Origin of the sequence: Streptomyces griseoruber (genome assembly GCF_001514205.1) — a bacterium.
GTDB classification, from domain to species: Bacteria; Actinomycetota; Actinomycetes; order Streptomycetales; family Streptomycetaceae; genus Streptomyces; species Streptomyces griseoruber.
Genome location: NZ_KQ948764.1, coordinates 14,936 through 34,205, shown reverse-complemented (window position 1 = coordinate 34,205; position 19,270 = coordinate 14,936). Strand labels below are relative to the sequence as shown.

General features: G+C 71.5%; 20 protein-coding genes. 11 read left to right on the top strand and 9 right to left on the bottom strand.

Annotated elements, in window-relative coordinates; genetic code table 11:
• Position 1 precedes the first annotated feature (1 nt).
• Complete coding sequence (locus tag AQJ64_RS04510) at positions 2 to 1,543, bottom strand: S8 family serine peptidase (RefSeq protein WP_055636394.1); 1,542 nt, start codon at positions 1,541 to 1,543, stop codon at positions 2 to 4.
• Between the two features lie 251 nt (positions 1,544 to 1,794).
• Here AQJ64_RS04510 and AQJ64_RS04505 point away from each other — a divergent pair, with 251 nt between their 5' ends.
• The 3 genes from AQJ64_RS04505 to moaA all read left to right on the top strand — a co-directional run bounded on the left by AQJ64_RS04505 (position 1,795) and on the right by moaA (position 4,915).
• The gene (locus AQJ64_RS04505; RefSeq protein ID WP_055636395.1) at positions 1,795 to 2,151 is read left to right on the top strand and encodes a DUF485 domain-containing protein; all 357 of its coding nucleotides are present in this window, start codon (positions 1,795 to 1,797) and stop codon (positions 2,149 to 2,151) included.
• On the top strand, positions 2,148 to 3,776 hold the full coding sequence (locus AQJ64_RS04500; RefSeq protein ID WP_055636396.1) for a solute symporter family protein: 1,629 nt from the start codon (positions 2,148 to 2,150) through the stop codon (positions 3,774 to 3,776). The genes AQJ64_RS04505 and AQJ64_RS04500 overlap by 4 nt, the downstream gene beginning before the upstream one ends.
• Positions 3,777 to 3,925: 149 nt before the next feature.
• Positions 3,926 to 4,915, top strand: coding sequence for a GTP 3',8-cyclase MoaA (gene moaA, locus AQJ64_RS04495; RefSeq protein ID WP_055636397.1), 990 nt, complete (start codon positions 3,926 to 3,928; stop codon positions 4,913 to 4,915).
• 6 nt (positions 4,916 to 4,921) lie between these two features.
• On the opposite strand, the gene AQJ64_RS04490 is transcribed toward moaA, so the two are convergent.
• On the bottom strand, positions 4,922 to 5,137 hold the full coding sequence (locus AQJ64_RS04490) for a hypothetical protein (protein WP_055636398.1): 216 nt from the start codon (positions 5,135 to 5,137) through the stop codon (positions 4,922 to 4,924).
• Between the two features lie 195 nt (positions 5,138 to 5,332).
• Positions 5,333 to 5,698: a DUF3099 domain-containing protein gene (locus tag AQJ64_RS04485; RefSeq protein WP_055636399.1), complete on the bottom strand. Its 366-nt coding sequence runs from the start codon at positions 5,696 to 5,698 to the stop codon at positions 5,333 to 5,335.
• Between the two features lie 201 nt (positions 5,699 to 5,899).
• Between AQJ64_RS04485 and AQJ64_RS04480 the strand changes: the two genes are divergently transcribed.
• Positions 5,900 to 6,178 carry a GlsB/YeaQ/YmgE family stress response membrane protein gene (locus AQJ64_RS04480; RefSeq protein ID WP_055636400.1) on the top strand — a complete coding sequence of 93 codons (279 nt, stop codon included), beginning with the start codon at positions 5,900 to 5,902 and terminating at the stop codon, positions 6,176 to 6,178.
• Between the two features lie 81 nt (positions 6,179 to 6,259).
• Here AQJ64_RS04480 and tyrS read toward each other — a convergent pair whose 3' ends face one another.
• The 3 genes from tyrS to AQJ64_RS04465 are packed head-to-tail and all read right to left on the bottom strand — an operon-like array spanning position 6,260 to position 10,486.
• Positions 6,260 to 7,528, bottom strand: a complete 1,269-nt coding sequence (gene tyrS, locus AQJ64_RS04475) for a tyrosine--tRNA ligase (protein WP_055636401.1) — start codon at positions 7,526 to 7,528, stop codon at positions 6,260 to 6,262.
• A 43-nt stretch (positions 7,529 to 7,571) separates the two neighbouring features.
• Complete coding sequence (locus AQJ64_RS04470) at positions 7,572 to 8,966, bottom strand: metallopeptidase TldD-related protein (RefSeq protein WP_055636402.1); 1,395 nt, start codon at positions 8,964 to 8,966, stop codon at positions 7,572 to 7,574.
• A complete protein-coding gene (locus AQJ64_RS04465; protein ID WP_055636403.1) occupies positions 8,963 to 10,486 on the bottom strand; it encodes a TldD/PmbA family protein in 1,524 nt (507 codons plus the stop codon). The genes AQJ64_RS04470 and AQJ64_RS04465 overlap by 4 nt, the downstream gene beginning before the upstream one ends.
• Positions 10,487 to 10,729: 243 nt before the next feature.
• Between AQJ64_RS04465 and fabG the strand changes: the two genes are divergently transcribed.
• From fabG to AQJ64_RS04450, 3 genes are all read left to right on the top strand, one after another.
• Positions 10,730 to 11,449, top strand: coding sequence for a 3-oxoacyl-[acyl-carrier-protein] reductase (gene fabG / locus AQJ64_RS04460; protein WP_055636404.1), 720 nt, complete (start codon positions 10,730 to 10,732; stop codon positions 11,447 to 11,449).
• Positions 11,450 to 11,454: 5 nt separating this feature from the next.
• On the top strand, positions 11,455 to 12,222 hold the full coding sequence (gene fabI, locus AQJ64_RS04455) for an enoyl-ACP reductase FabI (RefSeq protein WP_055636405.1): 768 nt from the start codon (positions 11,455 to 11,457) through the stop codon (positions 12,220 to 12,222).
• A gap of 127 nt (positions 12,223 to 12,349) precedes the next feature.
• On the top strand, positions 12,350 to 12,673 hold the full coding sequence (locus tag AQJ64_RS04450; protein WP_055636406.1) for a hypothetical protein: 324 nt from the start codon (positions 12,350 to 12,352) through the stop codon (positions 12,671 to 12,673).
• A gap of 25 nt (positions 12,674 to 12,698) precedes the next feature.
• On the opposite strand, the gene AQJ64_RS04445 is transcribed toward AQJ64_RS04450, so the two are convergent.
• Positions 12,699 to 13,391: a FadR/GntR family transcriptional regulator gene (locus tag AQJ64_RS04445; RefSeq protein WP_055636407.1), complete on the bottom strand. Its 693-nt coding sequence runs from the start codon at positions 13,389 to 13,391 to the stop codon at positions 12,699 to 12,701.
• A 56-nt stretch (positions 13,392 to 13,447) separates the two neighbouring features.
• Between AQJ64_RS04445 and AQJ64_RS04440 the strand changes: the two genes are divergently transcribed.
• From AQJ64_RS04440 to AQJ64_RS04430, 4 genes are all read left to right on the top strand, one after another.
• Positions 13,448 to 14,779 (top strand): CynX/NimT family MFS transporter, encoded by a 1,332-nt coding sequence (locus AQJ64_RS04440; RefSeq protein WP_079061471.1) that lies wholly within the window; start codon positions 13,448 to 13,450, stop codon positions 14,777 to 14,779.
• Between the two features lie 43 nt (positions 14,780 to 14,822).
• On the top strand, positions 14,823 to 14,936 hold the full coding sequence (locus AQJ64_RS51640) for an SGM_5486 family transporter-associated protein (RefSeq protein WP_099054046.1): 114 nt from the start codon (positions 14,823 to 14,825) through the stop codon (positions 14,934 to 14,936).
• A gap of 151 nt (positions 14,937 to 15,087) precedes the next feature.
• Positions 15,088 to 15,303: a hypothetical protein gene (locus tag AQJ64_RS04435; RefSeq protein WP_055636409.1), complete on the top strand. Its 216-nt coding sequence runs from the start codon at positions 15,088 to 15,090 to the stop codon at positions 15,301 to 15,303.
• Between the two features lie 100 nt (positions 15,304 to 15,403).
• Positions 15,404 to 15,922, top strand: coding sequence for a SixA phosphatase family protein (locus AQJ64_RS04430; RefSeq protein WP_055636410.1), 519 nt, complete (start codon positions 15,404 to 15,406; stop codon positions 15,920 to 15,922).
• 82 nt (positions 15,923 to 16,004) lie between these two features.
• Here the strand turns inward: AQJ64_RS04430 and serB are convergent, their stop codons facing one another.
• Both serB and AQJ64_RS04420 read right to left on the bottom strand, forming a co-directional pair.
• On the bottom strand, positions 16,005 to 17,225 hold the full coding sequence (serB, locus tag AQJ64_RS04425) for a phosphoserine phosphatase SerB (RefSeq protein WP_059202420.1): 1,221 nt from the start codon (positions 17,223 to 17,225) through the stop codon (positions 16,005 to 16,007).
• 136 nt (positions 17,226 to 17,361) lie between these two features.
• On the bottom strand, positions 17,362 to 19,257 hold the full coding sequence (locus AQJ64_RS04420) for a streptophobe family protein (protein ID WP_059202419.1): 1,896 nt from the start codon (positions 19,255 to 19,257) through the stop codon (positions 17,362 to 17,364).
• Positions 19,258 to 19,270: the final 13 nt, after the last annotated feature.

Genomic DNA, 19,270 nt, shown 5'->3' with positions numbered 1-19,270 from the left:
GTTACTTGACGGCCCGCAGCGCGTTCACCACGCCGTACCCGAAGAACCCGTTGACGTGCTTGCCGCCCACGCAGGTCGCGTCCACCACGCCGTCACCGTTGCCGTCGTACGGCTCGGCCGGGCAGCCCGGGTTGTCCGCCTGCGCCTTGAGCAGCCGCTGCAACTGGGCCGGGGACGCGAAGGGGTGCGTCGACTTCAGCAGCGCGGCCACGCCGGCCACGTGCGGGGACGCCATCGACGTGCCCTGGAGGAAGCCGTACGTGTTGTTCGGCAGCGTCGACAGGATGCGGCCGTTGGCCGACGGCGTCTCCGGGATCTGGTACTTGTCGCCGCCCGGAGCGGCCACGTCGACGGCGCCCAGTCCGTAGCTGGAGTAGTACGACTTGGTGCCCTTGACGCCCGTGGCGCTGACCGTGACCACACCCGGCAGCTGGGTCGGCACGTCGAAGCACTCGTGCGGGTCGACCGTCCGCGTCACCGGCGTGGAGTCGTCCGGGCTGGACGAGTCCTCCAGCGCGTCGGAGTCCAGGTCGTGGTTGGAGTTGCCCGCCGAGGCCACATTGAGCGTGCCCTTCTTCTGGGCGTACAGCTGGGCCCTGTTGACCGCGTCCACGATGGCCCGCTGGTCGGGGTCGTCCATGCAGTTGTACAGCCATGGATCAACGTAGTAGCTGTTGTTCGTGATCTCCACGCCGTGGTCGGCGGCGAACACGAACGCGCAGACGACGTTCTCCGGGTAGAAGAGGCCGTCCTTCGGGTCGCTGACCTTGATGCCGGCGACCTTCACACCGGGGGCGACACCCGCGACGCCGATGCCGTTGCGGGCCGCGGCTATCTCACCGGCGACATGCGTGCCGTGGTAGTCGTCCGCGGTGTACGGCCGCCAGGCGCCCTCGCTGGTGTCCGCGACACCGCCCACGCAGTTGGCCGACTGGGACGCCGAGAAGTTCGGCGCGAGGTCCGGGTGGGTGTCGTCGACGCCGGTGTCGATCACGGCGACCGTGACCTTCCGGCTGCCCGGGTTGATCGCGGCGGTCCTGTCGGCGCCGATCGCCCGCAGATCCCACTGGTCGGCCTCGAGCGGCTCGCTCTGGCCGGCCGCGTCGGACGCCTTCTCGATCTTCGCGGCCTCCGCCTTCGACAGGACCTGCGCGGCCCCCTCGTCGGTGGTCCCCGCGGCGCTCAGCGGCGCGGTGCGCGTCGCACCCGCCGACTGCACCCCGCGCACCGCGCGGATCCGCGGCCCGAAGTCGGGGTTCGCCGAGTGCACGACGAGCACACCGATCCTGTCGTACGACGCCACCAGGGTGCCGTCGGCCGCGGCGATCGCCTTCTTCACCGACGCGATCGTGCGGTGGTCCACCTTCGTGTTGACGACATAGGCCAGCGTCCCGGCCTCGGCCGCCTGGGCGGTCGACACCGCGGCCGTGGCCGAGGCCGGAGTCGCGGTGGCGGCCGTCGGCAGGAAGCCGACGGCGGCGGTCAGCGACAGCACGACGGGCACCGCGAGAGCGAGGCGGCGTCTGGAAGGCAGATGAGCCATGGGGTCTCCACATCATCCGGAAGAAGAGGACCCGCCCGCGGCGTCTGGGCAGGTACATGACGGGTGGTGCTCCGCCGAAGCTATCTCCCCGACTCACCCCCCAGCAACGGCCATCGGACGATCAAGGCGACGACTTACGAAAGAACCCGATCGGGTTGAACCCGCCCTAGCGTGCCGCCGTGCCCTTGGACAGGGAGCCCGTGCACGATCGAGCACCCGCCCGACCCACCGTCCGCAAGCGAGGAGACTCCGTGGCCACCGAGACACCGCCCCCCTCGAAAACCCAAGCCCAACTCCCCTCCACCGAGGAGTTCGTCGCGGTGCAGGAGAGCGCGGAGTTCGGTGAACTGCGCGGCTCCTACCGCGGGTTCGCCTTCCCGCTGACCGTCGGCTTCATCGCCTGGTACCTGCTCTACGTCCTGCTCTCCAACTACGCGGGCGACTTCATGGGCACCAAACTCCTCGGCAACATCAACGTGGCCCTGGTCCTGGGCCTCGCCCAGTTCCTCACCACGTTCCTCATCGCCTGGTGGTACGCGCGCACCGCCGCCGCCCACCTCGACCCCAAGGCCGAGGCCATCAAGTCCCGGATGGAGGGCGGCGCATGAGCCCCGCACAGCACACCACCTGGCTCGCCGCCGGTGAGGCGAGCGAGCACCGGCCGCTGATCATCACCCTGTTCGCGATCTTCGTCGCGGCGACCCTCGTCATCACGGTCTGGGCGGGCCGTCAGACCAAGGACGCGGCCGACTTCTACGCGGGCGGCCGCCAGTTCACCGGCTTCCAGAACGGCCTCGCCGTCTCCGGCGACTACATGTCCGCCGCGTCCTTCCTCGGCATCGCCGGCGCCATCGCCCTCTTCGGCTACGACGGCTTCCTCTACTCCATCGGCTTCCTCGTCGCCTGGCTCGTCGCCCTCCTCCTGGTCGCCGAGCCGCTGCGCAACTCCGGCCGCTACACCATGGGCGACGTCCTCGCCTACCGCATGCGCCAGCGCCCGGTCCGCACCGCCGCCGGCACCTCCACGATCGTCGTCTCGATCTTCTACCTCCTCGCCCAGATGGCGGGCGCCGGCGTCCTGGTCTCGCTGCTCCTGGGCATCACCAGCGACGGCGGCAAGATCGGCATCGTCGCCCTGGTCGGCGTACTGATGATCGTCTACGTGACCATCGGCGGCATGAAGGGCACCACCTGGGTCCAGATGGTCAAGGCGGTCCTGCTGATCGCCGGGGCCCTCCTGCTGACCTTCCTGGTCCTGCTGAAGTTCGACTTCAACGTCTCCGACCTGCTCGGCTCGGCCGCCGACAACAGCGGCAAGGGCGCCGCCTTCCTGGAGCCCGGCCTGAAGTACGGCGCCACCGGCACCACCAAGCTGGACTTCATCTCCCTCGGCATCGCCCTGGTCCTCGGCACCGCCGGTCTGCCGCACATCCTGATCCGCTTCTACACGGTCCCCACCGCCAAGGCCGCCCGGAAGTCGGTCATCTGGGCCATCGGCCTGATCGGCTCCTTCTACCTGATGACCCTCGCCCTCGGCTTCGGCGCCGCCGCGCTGATCAAGCCGGACGAGATCGTCGCGTCGAACAAGGCCGGCAACACGGCCGCACCGCTCCTCGCCCTCCACCTGGGCGGCGTCGACTCCAACTGGGGCGCGATCCTGCTGGCCACCATCTCGGCGGTCGCCTTCGCCACGATCCTCGCGGTCGTCGCCGGCCTGACCCTGGCCTCGTCCTCCTCCTTCGCGCACGACATCTACGCGAACGTGATCAAGAAGGGCCAGGCCGACGAGAAGCAGGAGATCAACGCCGCCCGCTGGGCCACCGTCGGCATCGGCGCCGTCTCGATCCTCCTCGGCGCCCTCGCCCGCGACCTGAACGTCGCCGGCCTGGTCGCCCTCGCCTTCGCCGTCGCCGCCTCCGCCAATCTCCCCACCATCCTCTACAGCCTCTTCTGGAAGCGGTTCACCACCTCCGGAGCCCTCTGGTCGATCTACGGCGGCCTGGTCACCGCGGTCGGCCTGGTGCTGTTCTCCCCGGTCGTCTCCGGCAAGCCCACCTCGATGTTCCCGGACGCCGACTTCCACTGGTTCCCGCTGGAGAACCCCGGCATCATCTCCATCCCCGTCGGCTTCCTCCTCGGCATCCTCGGCACCCTCCTGTCGAAGGAGGAGCCCGACCGGGGCAAGTACGCCGAGCTGGAGGTCCGCTCCCTGACGGGCACCGGAGCCCACTGATCCCCTCCGGGAGCGCGGCCGCGTCGTGGACCCCCGCGACGCGGCCGCGTCTTGTCTCGTGGGATCGGCCTCTTTCCTTGTCAGCGGCGTCACGTAGGCTCGCAGGTGACGACAGACGAAACGCGATCCGCTACGGGGAGGGGGCCCACGTGCTCATCGACACCTACGGCCGAGTGGCCACCGACCTGAGAGTCTCGCTGACCGACCGCTGCAACCTGCGCTGTACGTACTGCATGCCCGAGGAGGGCCTGCAGTGGCTGGCCAAGCCCGACCTCCTCACGGACGACGAGATCGTCCGCCTGATCGACATAGCGGTCTCCACGCTCGGCATCGAGGAGGTCCGCTTCACCGGCGGCGAGCCGCTGCTGCGCCCCGGCCTGGTCGGCATCGTCGAGCGCGTCGCGGCCCTGACCCCGCGCCCCCGGATGTCCCTGACGACGAACGGCATCGGCCTGGGGCGCACCGCGACCGCGCTCAAGGCGGCAGGCCTGGACCGGGTCAACGTCTCCCTCGACACCCTCCGCCCGGACGTCTTCAGGACCCTCACCCGCCGCGACCGCCACCAGGACGTCCTCGACGGCCTGCGGGCCGCCCGTGCCGCCGGCCTCACCCCGGTCAAGGTCAACACCGTCCTCATGCCCGGCCTCAACGACGACGAGGCCCCCGACCTGCTGGCCTGGGCGGTGGAGCACGACTACGAACTGCGCTTCATCGAGCAGATGCCCCTGGACGCCCAGCACGGCTGGAAGCGCGAGGACATGGTCACCGCCGGGGACATCCTCGCCTCGCTCCGTACCCGCTTCGACCTCACCGCAGAGGGCCAGGACGAGCGCGGCTCCGCCCCCGCCGAACGCTGGCTGGTCGACGGCGGTCCGCACCGCGTCGGCGTCATCGCCTCCGTCACCCGCCCGTTCTGCGCGGCCTGCGACCGCACCCGCCTCACCGCCGACGGCCAGATCCGCACCTGCCTCTTCGCCCGCGAGGAGACCGACCTCCGCGAGGCCCTGCGCTCCGGCGCCCCCGACGAGGAGATAGCCCGCCTCTGGCGGCTGGCGATGTGGGGCAAGAAGGCGGGAGCGGGCCTGGACGACCCGAGCTTCGTCCAACCCGACCGCCCCATGTCGGCGATCGGCGGGTGACGGGCTTCAGACGTCCCGCGCGTCCCAGTCGCTCAGCAGGACCACGTCCTTCAGGAACCCCCGGACACCGAGGAACTGCGAAAGATGCTCCCGGTGCTCCTCACACGCCAGCCACGTCTTCCGCCGCTCCGGCGTATGGATCTTCGGGTTGTTCCACGCGAGGACCCACACCGCGGCGACCCGGCACCCCTTGGCGGAACAGATAGGCGTCTCGTCAGTCACAGTTGCGTCGTTCCGTCCCACAGATACCCATAAAAAGGCGACGCCGAGCAGCCACGGGGGGAGCTGCCCGGCGTCGGTCCGTCGCTCCGACGGGGGATGCGGAGCGCGTACGAAGTATGTCACGGCCGACCCGTCGCACGGCACTGGAACAGCATGATTGATCTGAGCTTTTCCTGAGCTTGTCGCACAGGCCCGTCATGGCCGCCGCTCAGCCTGGTCCTCCGGAACCGATTCCGTCCCGGAGTCGTCCGCCCGGGGCGGCGCGATCACGGGCCGCACCTGGGCGGTGACGAACGTGGAGGGCAGCCCCGGCGCGTTCTCCCGCCCCGCGTTGGCGATCACCACCGCGATGTACGGCAGGACCGCCCCCAACACCAGGGCCACGAGGGCGACATGACGCTCCACGTTCCAGAGGGTCGCCGCGAGGATCACCGCCACCGTACGGACCGTCATCGAGATCACGTACCGCCGCTGCCGGCCGCGCACATCCTCCTGGAGGCCCTGCCGGGCCCCGGTGATCCGGAACACCTGGGCTTTCCCGCCGCCACCCTGCTTCCGCATCGCATTCCACCGTCCGCCCACATCGAACACTCCCCGGCATCCACGTTACGCCGCGGCTGCGCCGCCTTCGAGACCGGGTCGCCTCCCGCCCGGGCGAACGTCCTGCGCCGTACCGCGTACGGCCGCACCCGACATGCGCCGTACGGGGCACGGAACAAGACTGTGGGCAAAGCTCACGTCGAGCCGTACGAGGAGGCAGCCATGGGCTGGTTGTGGGCGATCATCGTGGGATTCGTACTCGGTCTGATCGCCAAGGCGATCCTCCCGGGCAAGCAGCACAGCCCGCTCTGGCTGACCACCATCTTCGGCATCATCGGCGCGGTCATCGGCAACGCGATCGCCCGCGGCTTCGGCGTCGAGGAGACCGCGGGCATCGACTGGTGGCGCCATCTCTTCCAGCTGGTGGCAGCGGTCGTGGTGGTGGCCCTGGGGGACAGGGCGTACATGGCGACGCTCGGCAAGAGGAAGCAGCGGGCGTGAAGCGCCCGCGGGGGCGCGGGGAACTGCGCGACCGGCCACGGCGAACCCGCAGCCCGCAGAAGACCCGCACCCCTACGGCGCCTACGCTCCCGTCACCTCGACGGCGGCGAGGTTCTTCTTGCCCCGCCGCAGCACCAGCCACCGCCCGTGCAGGAGCTCCTCCTTCACCGGGACCGCGTCCTCGGCCGTGACCTTCACGTTGTTCACGTAGGCCCCGCCCTCCTTCACGGTCCGCCGCGCGGCCGACTTGCTGGCCACCAGCCCGACCTCCGCGAACAGGTCCACGACCGGAGCCGGCTCGGCGACCCGGATGTGCGGCACCTCGGAGAGCGCCGCGGCCAGCGTCCGCTCGTCGAGGTCGGCCAGCTCGCCCTGCCCGAACAGCGCCCGGCTCGCGGCGATCACCGCGGCCGTCTGGTCGGCGCCGTGCACCAGCGTGGTCAGCTCCTCCGCCAGCGCCCGCTGCGCTGCCCGCGCCTGCGGCCGCTCCGCGGTCTCGCGCTCCAGCTCCTCCAGTTCCGCACGGGACTTGAAGGACAGGATCCGCAGGTAGCCGGAGATGTCCCGGTCGTCCACGTTCAGCCAGAACTGGTAGAACGCGTACGGCGTCGTCATCTCGGGGTCGAGCCAGACCGCGCCGCCCTCGGTCTTGCCGAACTTGGTGCCGTCCGCCTTGGTCATCAGCGGCGTCGCCAGCGCGTGGACGTCGGCCTGCGGTTCCAGCCTGTGGATCAGATCCAGACCGGCCGTGAGGTTGCCCCACTGGTCGCTGCCGCCCTGCTGGAGCGTGCAGCCGTAGCGCCGGAAGAGCTGGAGGAAGTCCATGCCCTGGAGGATCTGGTAGCTGAACTCGGTGTAGCTGATGCCCTGGTCGGACTCCAGGCGCCGGGCCACGGAGTCCTTCGTCAGCATCTTGTTGACGCGGAAGTGCTTGCCGATGTCCCGGAGGAACTCGATCGCGGACAGACCGGCGGTCCAGTCGAGGTTGTTGACCATCACGGCCGCGTTCTCGCCCTCGAAGGACAGGAAGGGCTCGATCTGGGAACGCAGCTTGCCGACCCAGCCGGCGACCGTCTCCGGGTCGTTCAGCGTGCGCTCCGCCGTCGGGCGCGGGTCGCCGATCAGTCCCGTGGCCCCGCCGACCAGTGCCAGCGGCCGGTGACCGGCCTGCTGGAGCCGGCGCACGGTGAGCACCTGCACCAGGTGCCCCACGTGCAACGAGGGCGCGGTCGGGTCGAAGCCGCAATAGAACGTGACGGGGCCGTCCGCGAGCGCCTTGCGCAAGGCGTCCTCGTCGGTGGACAGGGCGAACAGGCCCCGCCACTTCAGCTCGTCGACGATGTCCGTCACGGTTCTCGTATCTCCTTGTGGTGGGCTCGTGGTCAGTACGAGGTTATACGCCCTGACTGACAGAGCTCATATTGAAGTCCGGCACCCGCAGCGCGGGCATCGCAGCCCTAGTGAACCAGTCGCTCCACTCCCGGGGCAGCGTCTTTTCCGTGCGCCCGGCCTCCACGGCGCGGCCCAGCAGGCCGACCGGCGACTCGTTGAACCGGAAGTTGTTCACCTCGCCCACGACCTCGCCGTTCTCGACGAGGTACACGCCGTCCCGGGTCAGACCGGTCAGCAGCAGGGTCGCCGGGTCGACCTCGCGGATGTACCACAGACAGGTCAGCAGCAGCCCGCGCGTGGTGCTCGCGACCATCTCCTCCAGGGAGCGGTCCGCGCCGCCGTCGAGGATCAGGTTGTCGACCGCGGGCGCGACCGGCAGCCCGGTCAGGCCGGCGCTGTGCCGGCTGGTGATCAGGTTCTTCAGCGCCCCCTCGCCGACCCACTCGGTGGCGGCCAGCGGCAGCCCGTTGTCGAACACCGACGAGTCGCCCCCGGAGGAGTGGGCGAGGACGAAGGGCGCCGACTCCAGGCCCGGCTCGTTCGGGTCGCTGCGCAGGGTCAGCGGCAGGTCGGACAGCTTCTCGCCGAGCCGGGTGCCGCCGCCGGGCCTGGAGAACACCGTCCGGCCCTCGGCCGCGTCCCGGCCCGACGCCGACCACATCTGGTAGATCAGCAGGTCCGCGACGGCGGTCGGCGGCAGCAGCGTCTCGTACCGCCCCGCCGGCAGCGCGATCCGCCGCTCGGCCCAGCCGAGACGTACGGCGAGCTCGGCGTCGAGCGCCGCCGGGTCGACGTCCTTGAAGTCCCGCGTGGAGCGCCCCGCCCAGGCCGAGCGCGTACGGTCCGGGGACTTGGCGTTGAGCTCCAGCGTGCCGTTCGGCTGGTCGTGCCGCAGCCGCAGCCCCGTGGACGTCCCCATGTACGTCGACACCAGCTCGTGGTTGGCGAAGCCGTACAGCTCACGGCCACCGGCACGCGCGCGTGCGAAGGACTCGCCCAGCGCGGGCGCGAAGTCGGCGAAGACCGCGGAGGAGGTCTCCGCGGGGGCCTCGGTGAACTCCGGGACCACCACCTCACCGGTGACCAGCGGCTGCGCGTCCTCGGCGGCCCCGGCGCCGCGCGCCGCGGCCTCGGCGGCCCGCACCAGCGGCTCCAGCTCGTCGGCGGTCACGGCGGCCCGCGAGACGACCCCGGAGGCGGTGCCCTCCTTGCCGTCGACCGTCGCGATCACGGTGAGCGTGCGCGAGCGTGTGACGCCGTTCGTCGTCAGCGCGTTGCCGGCCCAGCGCAGATTCGCCGTCGACTGCTCGTCGGCGATCACCACACACCCGTCGGCCCGCGACAGCTCGAGGGCGCGCTCGACGACCTCGTGCGGCTTGTTGGTACGGGCGCTCATCGACCGGCCTCCTGCGTGGTGTTCAGAATGTTGACGCCCTTGAACAGGGCCGACGGGCAGCCGTGCGACACTGCCGCGACCTGCCCCGGCTGGGCCTTGCCGCAGTTGAACGCGCCGCCGAGGACATAGGTCTGCGGACCGCCCACCGCCGCCATGGACCCCCAGAAGTCGGTGGTCGTCGCCTGGTAGGCCACATCCCGCAGCTGCCCGGTGATCCGCCCGTTCTCGATCTTGAAGAACCGCTGGCCGGTGAACTGGAAGTTGTACCGCTGCATGTCGATGGACCACGACCGGTCCCCGACGACGTAGATCCCCCGGTCGACGCTCCCGATCAGATCCTCGGTCGACATCCCCGCCGGATCCGGCCGCAGCGACACGTTCGCCATCCGCTGCACCGGCACGTGCCCGGGGGAGTCGGCGAAGGCGCACCCGTTGGAGCGGCCCAGGCCGGTCAGCTTCGCGATCCGCCGGTCGAGCTGGTAGCCGACGAGCGTGCCGTCCTTCACCAGGTCCCAGGACTGGCCCTCGACGCCCTCGTCGTCGTAGCCGACCGTCGCGAGGCCGTGCTCGGCGGTGCGGTCACCGGTGACGTTCATCAGGTCGGAGCCGTAGCGCAGCTTGCCGAGCCGGTCGAAGGTGGCGAAGGAGGTGCCGGCGTAGGCGGCCTCGTAGCCGAGCGCCCGGTCCAGCTCGGTGGCGTGCCCGATGGACTCGTGGATGGTCAGCCACAGGTTGGACGGGTCGACGACCAGGTCGTACAGCCCGGCGTCCACGCTGGGCGCCCGCATCTTCTCGGCGAGCAGCTCCGGCATCCGCTCCAGCTCGTCGTCCCAGTCCCAGCCGGTCCCGGTGAGGTACTCCCAGCCCCGGCCCGCCGGCGGCGCGATCGTCCGCATCGAGTCGAACTCACCGCTGGACTCGTCGACCGAGACCGCCGTCAGCGAAGGGTGCAGCCGCACCCGCTGCTGGGTGGTCACCGTCCCCGCCGTGTCCGCGTAGAACTTGTTCTCGTGGACGGTGAGCAGCGAGGCGTCGACGTGGTTGACGCCGTCGGCCGCCAGCAGCCGGTTGCTCCAGTCGGCCAGCAGCGCGGTCTTCTGCTCGTCCGGCACGCTGAACGGATCGATCTCGTACGACGAGATCCACGTCCGGTCGGTGTGCACCGGCTCGTCGGCCAGCTCCACCCGCTCGTCGGACCCGGCGGCCTTGATGACCTGCGCGGACAGCTTGGCCATCGCCACGGCCTGCGAAGCCACCCGGGCGGCCGCGTCCATCGTCAGATCCACGCCGGACGCGAACCCCCACGTACCGCCGTGCACCACCCGTACCGCGTACCCCAGGTCGGTCGTGTCCGACGACCCGGACGGCTTGGCGTCCCGCAGCCGCCACGACGCACTGCGCACCCGCTCGAACCGGAAGTCCGCGTGCTCGGCCCCCAGCGCACGCGCGCGTGCGAGAGCGGCGTCGGCGAGGGCGCGCAGAGGTAGGGCCGTGAAGCTTTCGTCGATGGTATGAGGCACCTACGTATCTCCCTGGTGTCGTCACGTGTGTGGCCCCGATCATGTCGCGCCGGGTGGCTCCCGGACCACACCTTTCGGAGCCCCTCCCGCAAAGTTTCTGTAGGGACCCCACAGTCAGTCCCGTGCCCCACTGTCGGTGCCCGAATGTCCGCGCGCGTGGCCGGACCGATAGGTTTCGAGGGAAGCCGCCTGCCGTCCAGGTCCCGGGCAGGTGTGTCAGACCCCTATCGAAAGGGTGATCCGTTGAGCCGCTCGGTTCTCGTCACCGGAGGAAACCGGGGCATCGGCCTCGCCATCGCCCGCGCGTTCGCCGACGCCGGCGACAAGGTCGCGATCACATACCGCTCGGGCGAACCGCCGCAGGCCCTCACCGCATTGGGCTGCCTGGCCGTCAAGTGCGACATCACCGACGCCGAGCAGGTGGAGCAGGCCTACAAGGAGATCGAGGCCGAGCACGGCCCCGTCGAGGTCCTGATCGCCAACGCCGGCGTCACCAAGGACCAGCTCCTGATGCGCATGTCCGAGGAGGACTTCACCTCGGTCGTCGACACCAACCTCACCGGCACCTTCCGCGTGGTCAAGCGCGCCAACCGCGGCATGCTGCGCGCCAAGAAGGGCCGGGTCGTCCTGATCTCGTCGGTCGTGGGGCTCTACGGCTCGCCCGGTCAGGCCAACTACGCCGCGTCCAAGGCCGGCCTCGTCGGCTTCGCGCGCTCCCTCGCCCGTGAGCTGGGGTCGCGCAACATCACGTTCAACGTCGTCGCGCCCGGCTTCGTCGACACCGACATGACCAAGGTGCTCACCGATGAGCAGCGCGCGGGCATCGTCTCGCAGGTCCCGCTCGGCCGGTACGCGCAGCCGGAGGAGATCGCCGCGACGGTGCGGTTCCTCGCCTCGGACGACGCCTCGTACATCACTGGAGCCGTCATCCCCGTTGACGGCGGACTGGGAATGGGTCACTGATCACCATGAGCGGAATTCTCGAGGGCAAGCGCGTCCTGATCTCCGGTGTGCTGATGGAGTCCTCCATCGCGTTCCACGCCGCCAAGCTGGCCCAGGAGCAGGGTGCCGAGATCATCCTGACCGCGTTCCCGCGGCCGACGCTGACCGAGCGCATCGCCAAGAAGCTGCCGAAGCCCACCAAGGTCATCGAGCTCGACGTGACGAACGCCGAGCACCTGGGCCGCCTGGCCGACGTCGTGGGCGAGGAGCTCGGCGGCCTCGACGGTGTCGTGCACTCCATCGGCTTCGCGCCGCAGGACGCGCTCGGCGGCAACTTCCTCAACACGCCGTTCGAGTCGGTCGCCACGGCCATGCACGTCTCGGCGTACTCCCTGAAGTCGCTGACCATGGCCTGCCTGCCGCTGATGCAGAACGGCGGCTCGGTCGTCGGTCTCACCTTCGACGCGCAGTACGCCTGGCCGCAGTACGACTGGATGGGCCCGGCCAAGGCCGCCCTGGAGGCCACCAGCCGCTACATCGCGCGTGACCTGGGCAAGCAGAACATCCGCTGCAACCTGATCTCCGCGGGCCCGCTCGGCTCCATGGCCGCCAAGTCCATCCCGGGCTTCAGCGACCTGGCCGCGGTGTGGGACACCCGCTCCCCGCTGGAGTGGGACCTGAAGGACCCGGAGCCGGCCGGCAAGGGCATCGTCGCCCTGCTGAGCGACTGGTTCCCGAAGACCACCGGCGAGATCATCCACGTCGACGGCGGTCTGCACGCCATCGGCGCCTGACGCCACCCCCCTTCCGTGTCACCCGTCCGGCCTATCAGGCCGGGCGGGACACGCCCGCGAACAGGCACGATGAAGTGCGCGTCCACCTCCGCGCAGCCCTCCCCAGCCCTGCCGAGGAGGTTCCCTTGTGCGTCTGTTCCGAGCTCTCGCCCCAGTGACCGCCGCCGTCGCGCTCGTGCTCTGCGCGCCCCACGAGGCACTGCCCCACGAGCATCCCGACCCCTTCGGCGCGGAGTGCCGCATCACCGTCGACGGCTCCCATGTCGTCGCCCACTGCCACAACCCCTACGCCGACACCGACCGCGTCACCCTGCACATCGAGTGCGCGCGCTGGTGGGACCTCGACACCGACGGCACCCCCGTCGACGCCGGCCCCGCCCTGACCGTACGGCTCACCGGGCGCTGCTGGAAGGAGGTGGGCAGGGCCTGGATCACCCACGAGAAGGTGTGACCGACCATGTGTGACCGGTCCGCGCTCAGCCCTCGCCGGACCCCGTGATCCGCCCCGGACGGCAGGACAGCGGATAGCCGGCCGCCTGCGCCGCGGCCGTCTCCGCGTCGCCCGCGCGGATCGCGTCCACGAGCCGCGTGTGGTCCATGTACGTCTCCGGCGTCAGCTCGTCGCCGACGTCCTCACGCAGCCAGTCCCGCAGCACCTCGCCCAGGTCGGCGTGGAGCGCGGTCATGACGTCGTTGTGGGAGGCGGCCACCACCGCCAGATGGAAGGTCGCGTCGGCCGCCACGAAGGCCTCCGCGTCCCCCGACTCCCAGGCCTCCTCGCGCCGCAGCAGCAGCGCGTCCAGCTGCTTGAGGTCCTTCTCCGTGCGCCGCTCGGCCGCGAGCCGCGCCGCCCCCGACTCCAGGTTGGAGCGCAGCTCGGCGATGTGCCGGGGGTCGGCGTCCGCGAACCGCCGGTGCATCACGCCCGCCAGCTCGCTCGTCGCCACGACATACGTCCCCGACCCCTGCCGGATGGCCAGCAGCCCGTTGTGCGCGAGGGCGCGCACGGCCTCACGGACCGTGTTGCGGGCGACGCCGAGCTGCTCGACCAGCTCGGGCTCGGTGGGGATCCGCGAGCCGACCGGCCACTCGCCCGAGGTGATCTGGTGGCGCAGCTCGGCGATGACCTGCTCGGAGAGGGCCGAGCGACGGGGATGGCTCAGGGGCATGGCACACCTTCTCACAGGGCGTCACAGGACTGGACAGGCATTCATCCCATCATTCTATGATGGGCGGCATGGCCAGCGAGGACACCAGGACGATCAGCACGACGACACCCCCGCCCACCCGTACGCCGGTGGCCGCCTCCGCCACGCGCACGGGCACGCACGCGTGGCGCACCCGGCTGCTCATCGCCGGCATCGTGCTGGCCGCGCTCAACCTCCGGCCCGCCATCACCAGCCTCGGCGCGCTCCTGGAGGAGGTCCGCGACGGACTCGGCATGAGCGGCGGCATGGCCGGGCTCCTCACCTCCGTGCCCCCGCTGTGCTTCGCCGTGTTCGGCGTCATGGCCCCGCGCCTCGCCCGCCGCTTCGGCCCGGGCGCGGTGGTCTGCGCGGGCATGGCGGCGATCACCGCGGGCCTGCTCATACGGCCGTACACGGGCGGTACGGCCGGGTTCCTGGCCGCCAGTGCCCTCGCCCTGATGGGCATCGCCGTCAGCAACGTCCTGATGCCGGTCATCGTCAAGCGCCACTTCCCCGACCGGGTCGGCTCCATGACCGGCCTCTACTCGATGGCCCTCGCCCTCGGCACCTCGGCCGCCGCCGCGCTCACCGTGCCCCTGACCGAGGCACTGGGCGGCGGCTGGCGGCCCGGTCTCGCACTGTGGGCGGGCCTGGCCGCCGCTGCCGTACCGCCGTGGCTGTTCTTCGCCCGGGAACACCGGCAGCGGCCGAAGACACCCGCCCCGGAGCCGGCGCCCGGCGGGCCGGCCGCCGCGCACGCGCGCGGGGAGCTACCGGACCGGCTGCGCATCACCCGCAGCCGCACCGCCTGGGCGCTCGCCGTCTTCTTCGGGCTCCAGGCCACCGCCGCCTACATCACCATGGGCTGGATGGCCCAGATCTTCCGGGACGCGGGCGTGTCCGCGGGCGAGGCCGGTCTGCTGCTCGCCGTCACCATGGCGATGGGCGTGCCCCTGGCCTACGTCATCCCGCGCGTCGCCTCCCGGCTGCCGCGGCAGGGCCCGATCGTCGTCGTGCTCGGTGTCTGCGGCCTCGCCGGCTACACCGGTCTGTACCTCGCGCCCGCGGAGGGAGCCTGGGCCTGGGCCGTGCTGCTCGGCGTCGCCAACTGCGCCTTCCCGCTGGCCCTCACCATGGTCGGCATGCGCGCCAGGACCGGCGCGGGCGTGGCCCAGCTGTCCGCCTTCGCGCAGAGCACCGGCTATCTGATCTCGATCCCGGGCCCTCTCCTGGTGGGCGTGCTCTACCAGCACAGCGGCGGCTGGGGGCCGCCCCTGGCGCTCATGGCGGCACTCATGCTCCCGCAGATGGCCGTGGGCGTCCTGGCGGGCCGCCCCCGCACGGTGGAGGAGGAGGCGGCCGCCCGCTGACCCCGGCGGCCGTGCGGCGGACCACGGGTGCGACACTGGGCGCATGGTGCTCGACCCGAACCCCCAGAACGGCCAGAAGAAGATGCTGATGGTCTTCGGCTCGTTCCTCGCCATCTTCGTGATCATCGCCGTCATCGCCACGATCGCCGCACCCTGAGGGTGGGGTTAACCCCCCTGTCCCCTAGGGGGTGAGGGTCAGGGTCAAGTGGGTGGATCACCGGATGGGTTGCGGGCCGCCGATTCCGTAGCTTCGAGATGTGGCCGCACGACGCGGACCACGGACCGCTCGAAGACGACCGGAGGCATCCATGTCGGCCCCTGTGCTCACCCGGCCCCGCCCGACCGCCACCCGGGCCCGGATCGACGCCCGGCTGCCCTGGTGGGCCCTCGCCCTGCCGACGCTCGCCTTCATCACCCTGCTCGTCCTGATACTGAACCCCTCCGACGCCCACGCCGCCGGCAGCGACCCGGCGATCACCCACCTCGTCGAGCGCGTGCAGCTACTCCTCGCGCGCCAGCCGTGACGAGCACGCCCCGGACGCACTCCACACCCCCGGGGCGAGCGGCAAAGCCCCATGTCAACTCCCTGCGCCCCATGGCCTGTTTCATGCGAAGCTGGGACGCATGAGCGTCGCAGAACCCCGCAGGATCGTCCTCTTCCGGCATGCGAAAGCCGACTGGCCACAGGTGAACGACCGTGAGCGCCCGCTCGCCGAGCGGGGCCGGAAGGACGCCGCCGTCGCCGGACGCAGACTGGCCGACAGCGGCATTCCCCTCGACCTGGCGCTGTGCTCCACCGCGGTCCGGACCAGGGAGACGTGGAAGCTCGCCGTCCACGAACTCCCGCACCGGCCGAAAACGGTCTACGAGGAGCGGATCTACGAGGCCTCCCCGGGCGAGCTGATCGCCCTGCTCAACGAGACCCCGGACGACGTGCACAACGTCATCCTGATCGGCCACAACCCCGGCGTCCACGCCCTCACCGACATCCTGACCGACTCGGCCGAGAGCGAGGCCCACGAGCGGATGAGCCGCCGCGGTTTCCCGGCCTCCTCCTTCGCCGTCCTCACCTTCGACGGCTCCTGGAAGTCACTGGAGCCGGCCGTCGCCACGCTCACCGACTACTGGGCGCCCGAGGAGTGACCCGTCCGGCACGAGCGAGGGCCCGGCACCCATCGGTACCGGGCCCTGCCTGTCCTCCGAGGCCTCCTCGACGTACGAGGTGCTACTCGGTGTGGGTCTCCGCCGCCTCGACCTCTTCGCGGGTGATGCCCAGCAGATACAGGACCGTGTCGAGGAACGGCACGTTCACCGCCGTGTGCGCCGCCTCGCGCACCACCGGCTTGGCGTTGAAGGCGACCCCGAGACCGGCCGCGTTCAGCATGTCCAGGTCGTTGGCGCCGTCGCCGATCGCCACGGTCTGCGAGAGCGGTACGCCCGCCTCCGCGGCGAACCGGCGCAGCAGCCGCGCCTTGCCCGCCCGGTCCACGATCTCGCCGGTGACCCGGCCGGTCAGCCTGCCGTCGACGATCTCCAGCGTGTTGGCCTGGGCGAAGTCCAGCCCCAGCCGCTCCTTCAGATCGTCGGTGACCTGGGTGAAGCCGCCGGAGACGACCCCCACCTGGTAGCCGAGCCGCTTCAGCGTACGGATCAGTGTGCGCGCGCCCGGCGTCAGCCGGACCTCGGCGCGCACCTTGTCCACCACCGAGGCGTCCAGCCCCTCCAGCAGCGCCACGCGCGCGTGCAGCGACTGCTCGAAGTCCAGTTCACCGCGCATCGCCGCCGCCGTCACCTCGGCGACCTTGTCCTCACAGCCTGCGTGCGCCGCGAAGAGCTCGATCACCTCGTCCTGGATCAGGGTCGAGTCGACGTCCATGACGACGAGCCGCTGGGCCCGCCGGTGCAGACCCGCGTCCACCACGGCGACATCCACCCCGAGCACCCGCGCGTCCGTGACCAGCGCGGTGCGCAGCGGCCCGGTCTCCACCCCGGAGATCGCGAACTCGACGGCCGTGACGGGGTACTTGGCGAGCCGGAAGATCCGGTCGATGTTGCCGCCGGCCTTGGTGATCTTGGCGGCGACCTTGGCGGTGGCCTCCGCGGTCAGCGGATGACCGAGGACGGTCACCAGGGAGCGACCGAGGCCGCGCGGACGGTTGTCGCCGAGACCCGAGATGATCTCTGCCTGCATCTTGATCGACTCGGCCCAGTTGTGGACCGTGCGGCGGAGGTCACCCTCCTGCGACCGCGGTGGCGCGGTCACGAGCGCGCACAGCACCATCCGGCCACGCGTGACCACCTGCTCGATGTCGACCACGTCGACGGAGTAGGCCGCGAGGGTGTCGAAGAGACCGGCCGTGATGCCGGGCCTGTCCTTGCCGAAGATCTTGACAAGGAGCGTGGGGGCATCAGAGGACGAGGTCGGCGAAGTCTGCGAAGCTCTCATGATGTATCCCACCGTATCCGGCACCCAGTGCCTTTCGCCTCAGAGGTCCGTCCAGCGGACACGGAACACTGGGCGAACCGGTGATGTCGGCTTCATGAACTCCGCCGATCGGCCCCGTGGAGCCCTCGCCCCCCGGTCACCGGGGCCGCTCGGGGCGCTCAGGCCGCTTCGGCGGCAGCGGGGGAGGAGGAGGGGGAGGCGGAGGCGGCCCGTCGTCCCCGGCGGGGCCCCCGGGCCGCCGAGGAGCCGGCCCGACCGGCCCGACCGGTCCCACCACGGTCGGCGCACCGAACACATCCCCTGACCGCCGCCCCCCGGCCGAAGGCCCCGCCCGCCCGTCACCACCGGGCGGCACCGGCCCGCCCCCGCGCCGCCCCTCGTCCGGGCGCTCCACGCCGGGCCGCTCGCCGGGCCGCGCGTCCTCCGGCTCCCGCGGCCCGTCCGGCTCCCGCAGCCCGTCCGGCACCCGGAGATACGGATTGGTCGCGGGGTTCGGCGCCCGGTACGACGCACTCGGGGCATACGGCCCCGCCTTTGCCCCGGCGGGCCGCGCGGCCCCGCCCTCGCCCGGGTACGCCCCACCCGCCCCCGTCACGTCACTGAGTGCCAACGGCGCGGCACGCCGTCCCGCCGCCCCCGTGGCGCACGCCAGCAGCGCCCCCGCGGCCCCCGCTCCGGCCCCCCACGCGGCCCCGAGGAGCAGCGCCGCACCGAGGTGCGCGCGCAGCTCGATCCCGGCCCCGAACGCGTCGAACCCCAGCACGGACAGCGAAGCGTCCACGGACAGCCCCGTCAGCAGCCCGAGAGACGGCACCGCCACCGCGGTCACGGCCCCCAGCCGTACGGCACACCCCCCGACGAAACCCCGGACCCCGGCCCCCCGCGAGCCGCGCCCCCCGGCCCCCGCCGCCACCCCGACCGGCGTCCGCACCGCCACCAGCACCCCCGCGAACAGCATCATCACGGCCGTGGCCACCGCGAGCAGCCACACACGGCCCTCCAGGCCGGCCAGGCGGCCGAGGGTGACCGGCTGGTCGGTGCCGACGGAGAGGAGCCTGTCGAGGGGGTCCGGCAGGACCTGCGTGAGGGCCCCCGTGGCGCGGCCGTCCCAGGGGACGAACAGGCCGATCGAGACACCCAGCCACACCCCGTTCGGCGCGCCGAGCAGCGCCGCTCCCGCGATCCGCTTCGGATGGTCGTCGCCGATCGCCGCGTACGCCGCCGCCGCGAGCCCGGCCGCCACGGCCACCAGCACCACGGTGACCACGGCGGACACCGCGGGCCGCACCACCCGGTGCACCGCCTCCCACCCGCGCGGCAGCGGCGTGCGGCGCGAGGCCAGCAGGGCGATCAGCAGGATCCCCGCCGACCAGAGGAGCCCGCCCAGCAGGGTGGGCGCCGTGTCGACGGTGAAGCCGACCGCCGCCTTCGCGTCGATCAGATCCCCGATCCGGTCGGGCAGCAGCCCCCCGATGTCACCGAGCCCGGGGATCTCCAGGCCGCCGCCGCCCCCACCGCCGCCTCCGCCGGGCAGGTCGTCCAGGCCCAGCGCGCCGCCGTCGAGGGTGATCACGTCGTGCCCCGCCCAGGCCAGCCCGCCCAGCATCGCCACGAACAGCGCGACCACCGCGCCCGCCCGGGCGAGGAGTTCGGCCGGGGCGACGACAACCCCGGCCGCGCGCAGGGACCGTAGGAAGAACCACGACAGCAGCAGCGCGCCGACCAGGCTCACCCCCAGTGGCGTGATCTCGATGGCGGTGTTTGCTTCGGCTCCGGTGAGGCCGAAGGCCGACACATCGCCCGACGGCGTGACCGAACCACCTGCCCCCAGTGCCACGACCGCCGCCGTCATCGGGCCCAACGAGCCCGCCGTGTCCGCCCCGAGCAGATGCAGACCGAGCGCCGCGGTCCCCGCCATCCCGATCAATGCCCAGCTCACGGAGGCGATCGCGGCCAGCGCCACGTCCACCCACGGCACACCGCCGCCGTACCCCGCGTGCCCGTTGCTCTCCACCCCAGTGCCGGCACTCATGCAGACCCCCCGA

Bases quoted from the DNA above. Each gene is read 5' to 3' on its own strand.
- AQJ64_RS04440 (WP_079061471.1), top strand. From the start codon at position 13,448: ATGATGGGCGGCATGGCCAGCGAGGACACCAGGACGATCAGCACGACG.
- AQJ64_RS04470 (WP_055636402.1), bottom strand. From the start codon at position 8,966: ATGAGCGCCCGTACCAACAAGCCGCACGAGGTCGTCGAGCGCGCCCTC.
- AQJ64_RS04510 (WP_055636394.1), bottom strand. From the start codon at position 1,543: ATGGCTCATCTGCCTTCCAGACGCCGCCTCGCTCTCGCGGTGCCCGTC.
- AQJ64_RS04445 (WP_055636407.1), bottom strand. From the start codon at position 13,391: ATGCCCCTGAGCCATCCCCGTCGCTCGGCCCTCTCCGAGCAGGTCATC.
- AQJ64_RS04435 (WP_055636409.1), top strand. From the start codon at position 15,088: ATGTCGGCCCCTGTGCTCACCCGGCCCCGCCCGACCGCCACCCGGGCC.
- AQJ64_RS04480 (WP_055636400.1), top strand. From the start codon at position 5,900: ATGGGCTGGTTGTGGGCGATCATCGTGGGATTCGTACTCGGTCTGATC.
- AQJ64_RS04420 (WP_059202419.1), bottom strand. From the start codon at position 19,257: ATGAGTGCCGGCACTGGGGTGGAGAGCAACGGGCACGCGGGGTACGGC.
- AQJ64_RS04430 (WP_055636410.1), top strand. From the start codon at position 15,404: ATGAGCGTCGCAGAACCCCGCAGGATCGTCCTCTTCCGGCATGCGAAA.
- AQJ64_RS04485 (WP_055636399.1), bottom strand. From the start codon at position 5,698: ATGCGGAAGCAGGGTGGCGGCGGGAAAGCCCAGGTGTTCCGGATCACC.
- fabI (WP_055636405.1), top strand. From the start codon at position 11,455: ATGAGCGGAATTCTCGAGGGCAAGCGCGTCCTGATCTCCGGTGTGCTG.
- AQJ64_RS04500 (WP_055636396.1), top strand. From the start codon at position 2,148: ATGAGCCCCGCACAGCACACCACCTGGCTCGCCGCCGGTGAGGCGAGC.
- AQJ64_RS51640 (WP_099054046.1), top strand. From the start codon at position 14,823: ATGGTGCTCGACCCGAACCCCCAGAACGGCCAGAAGAAGATGCTGATG.
- serB (WP_059202420.1), bottom strand. From the start codon at position 17,225: ATGAGAGCTTCGCAGACTTCGCCGACCTCGTCCTCTGATGCCCCCACG.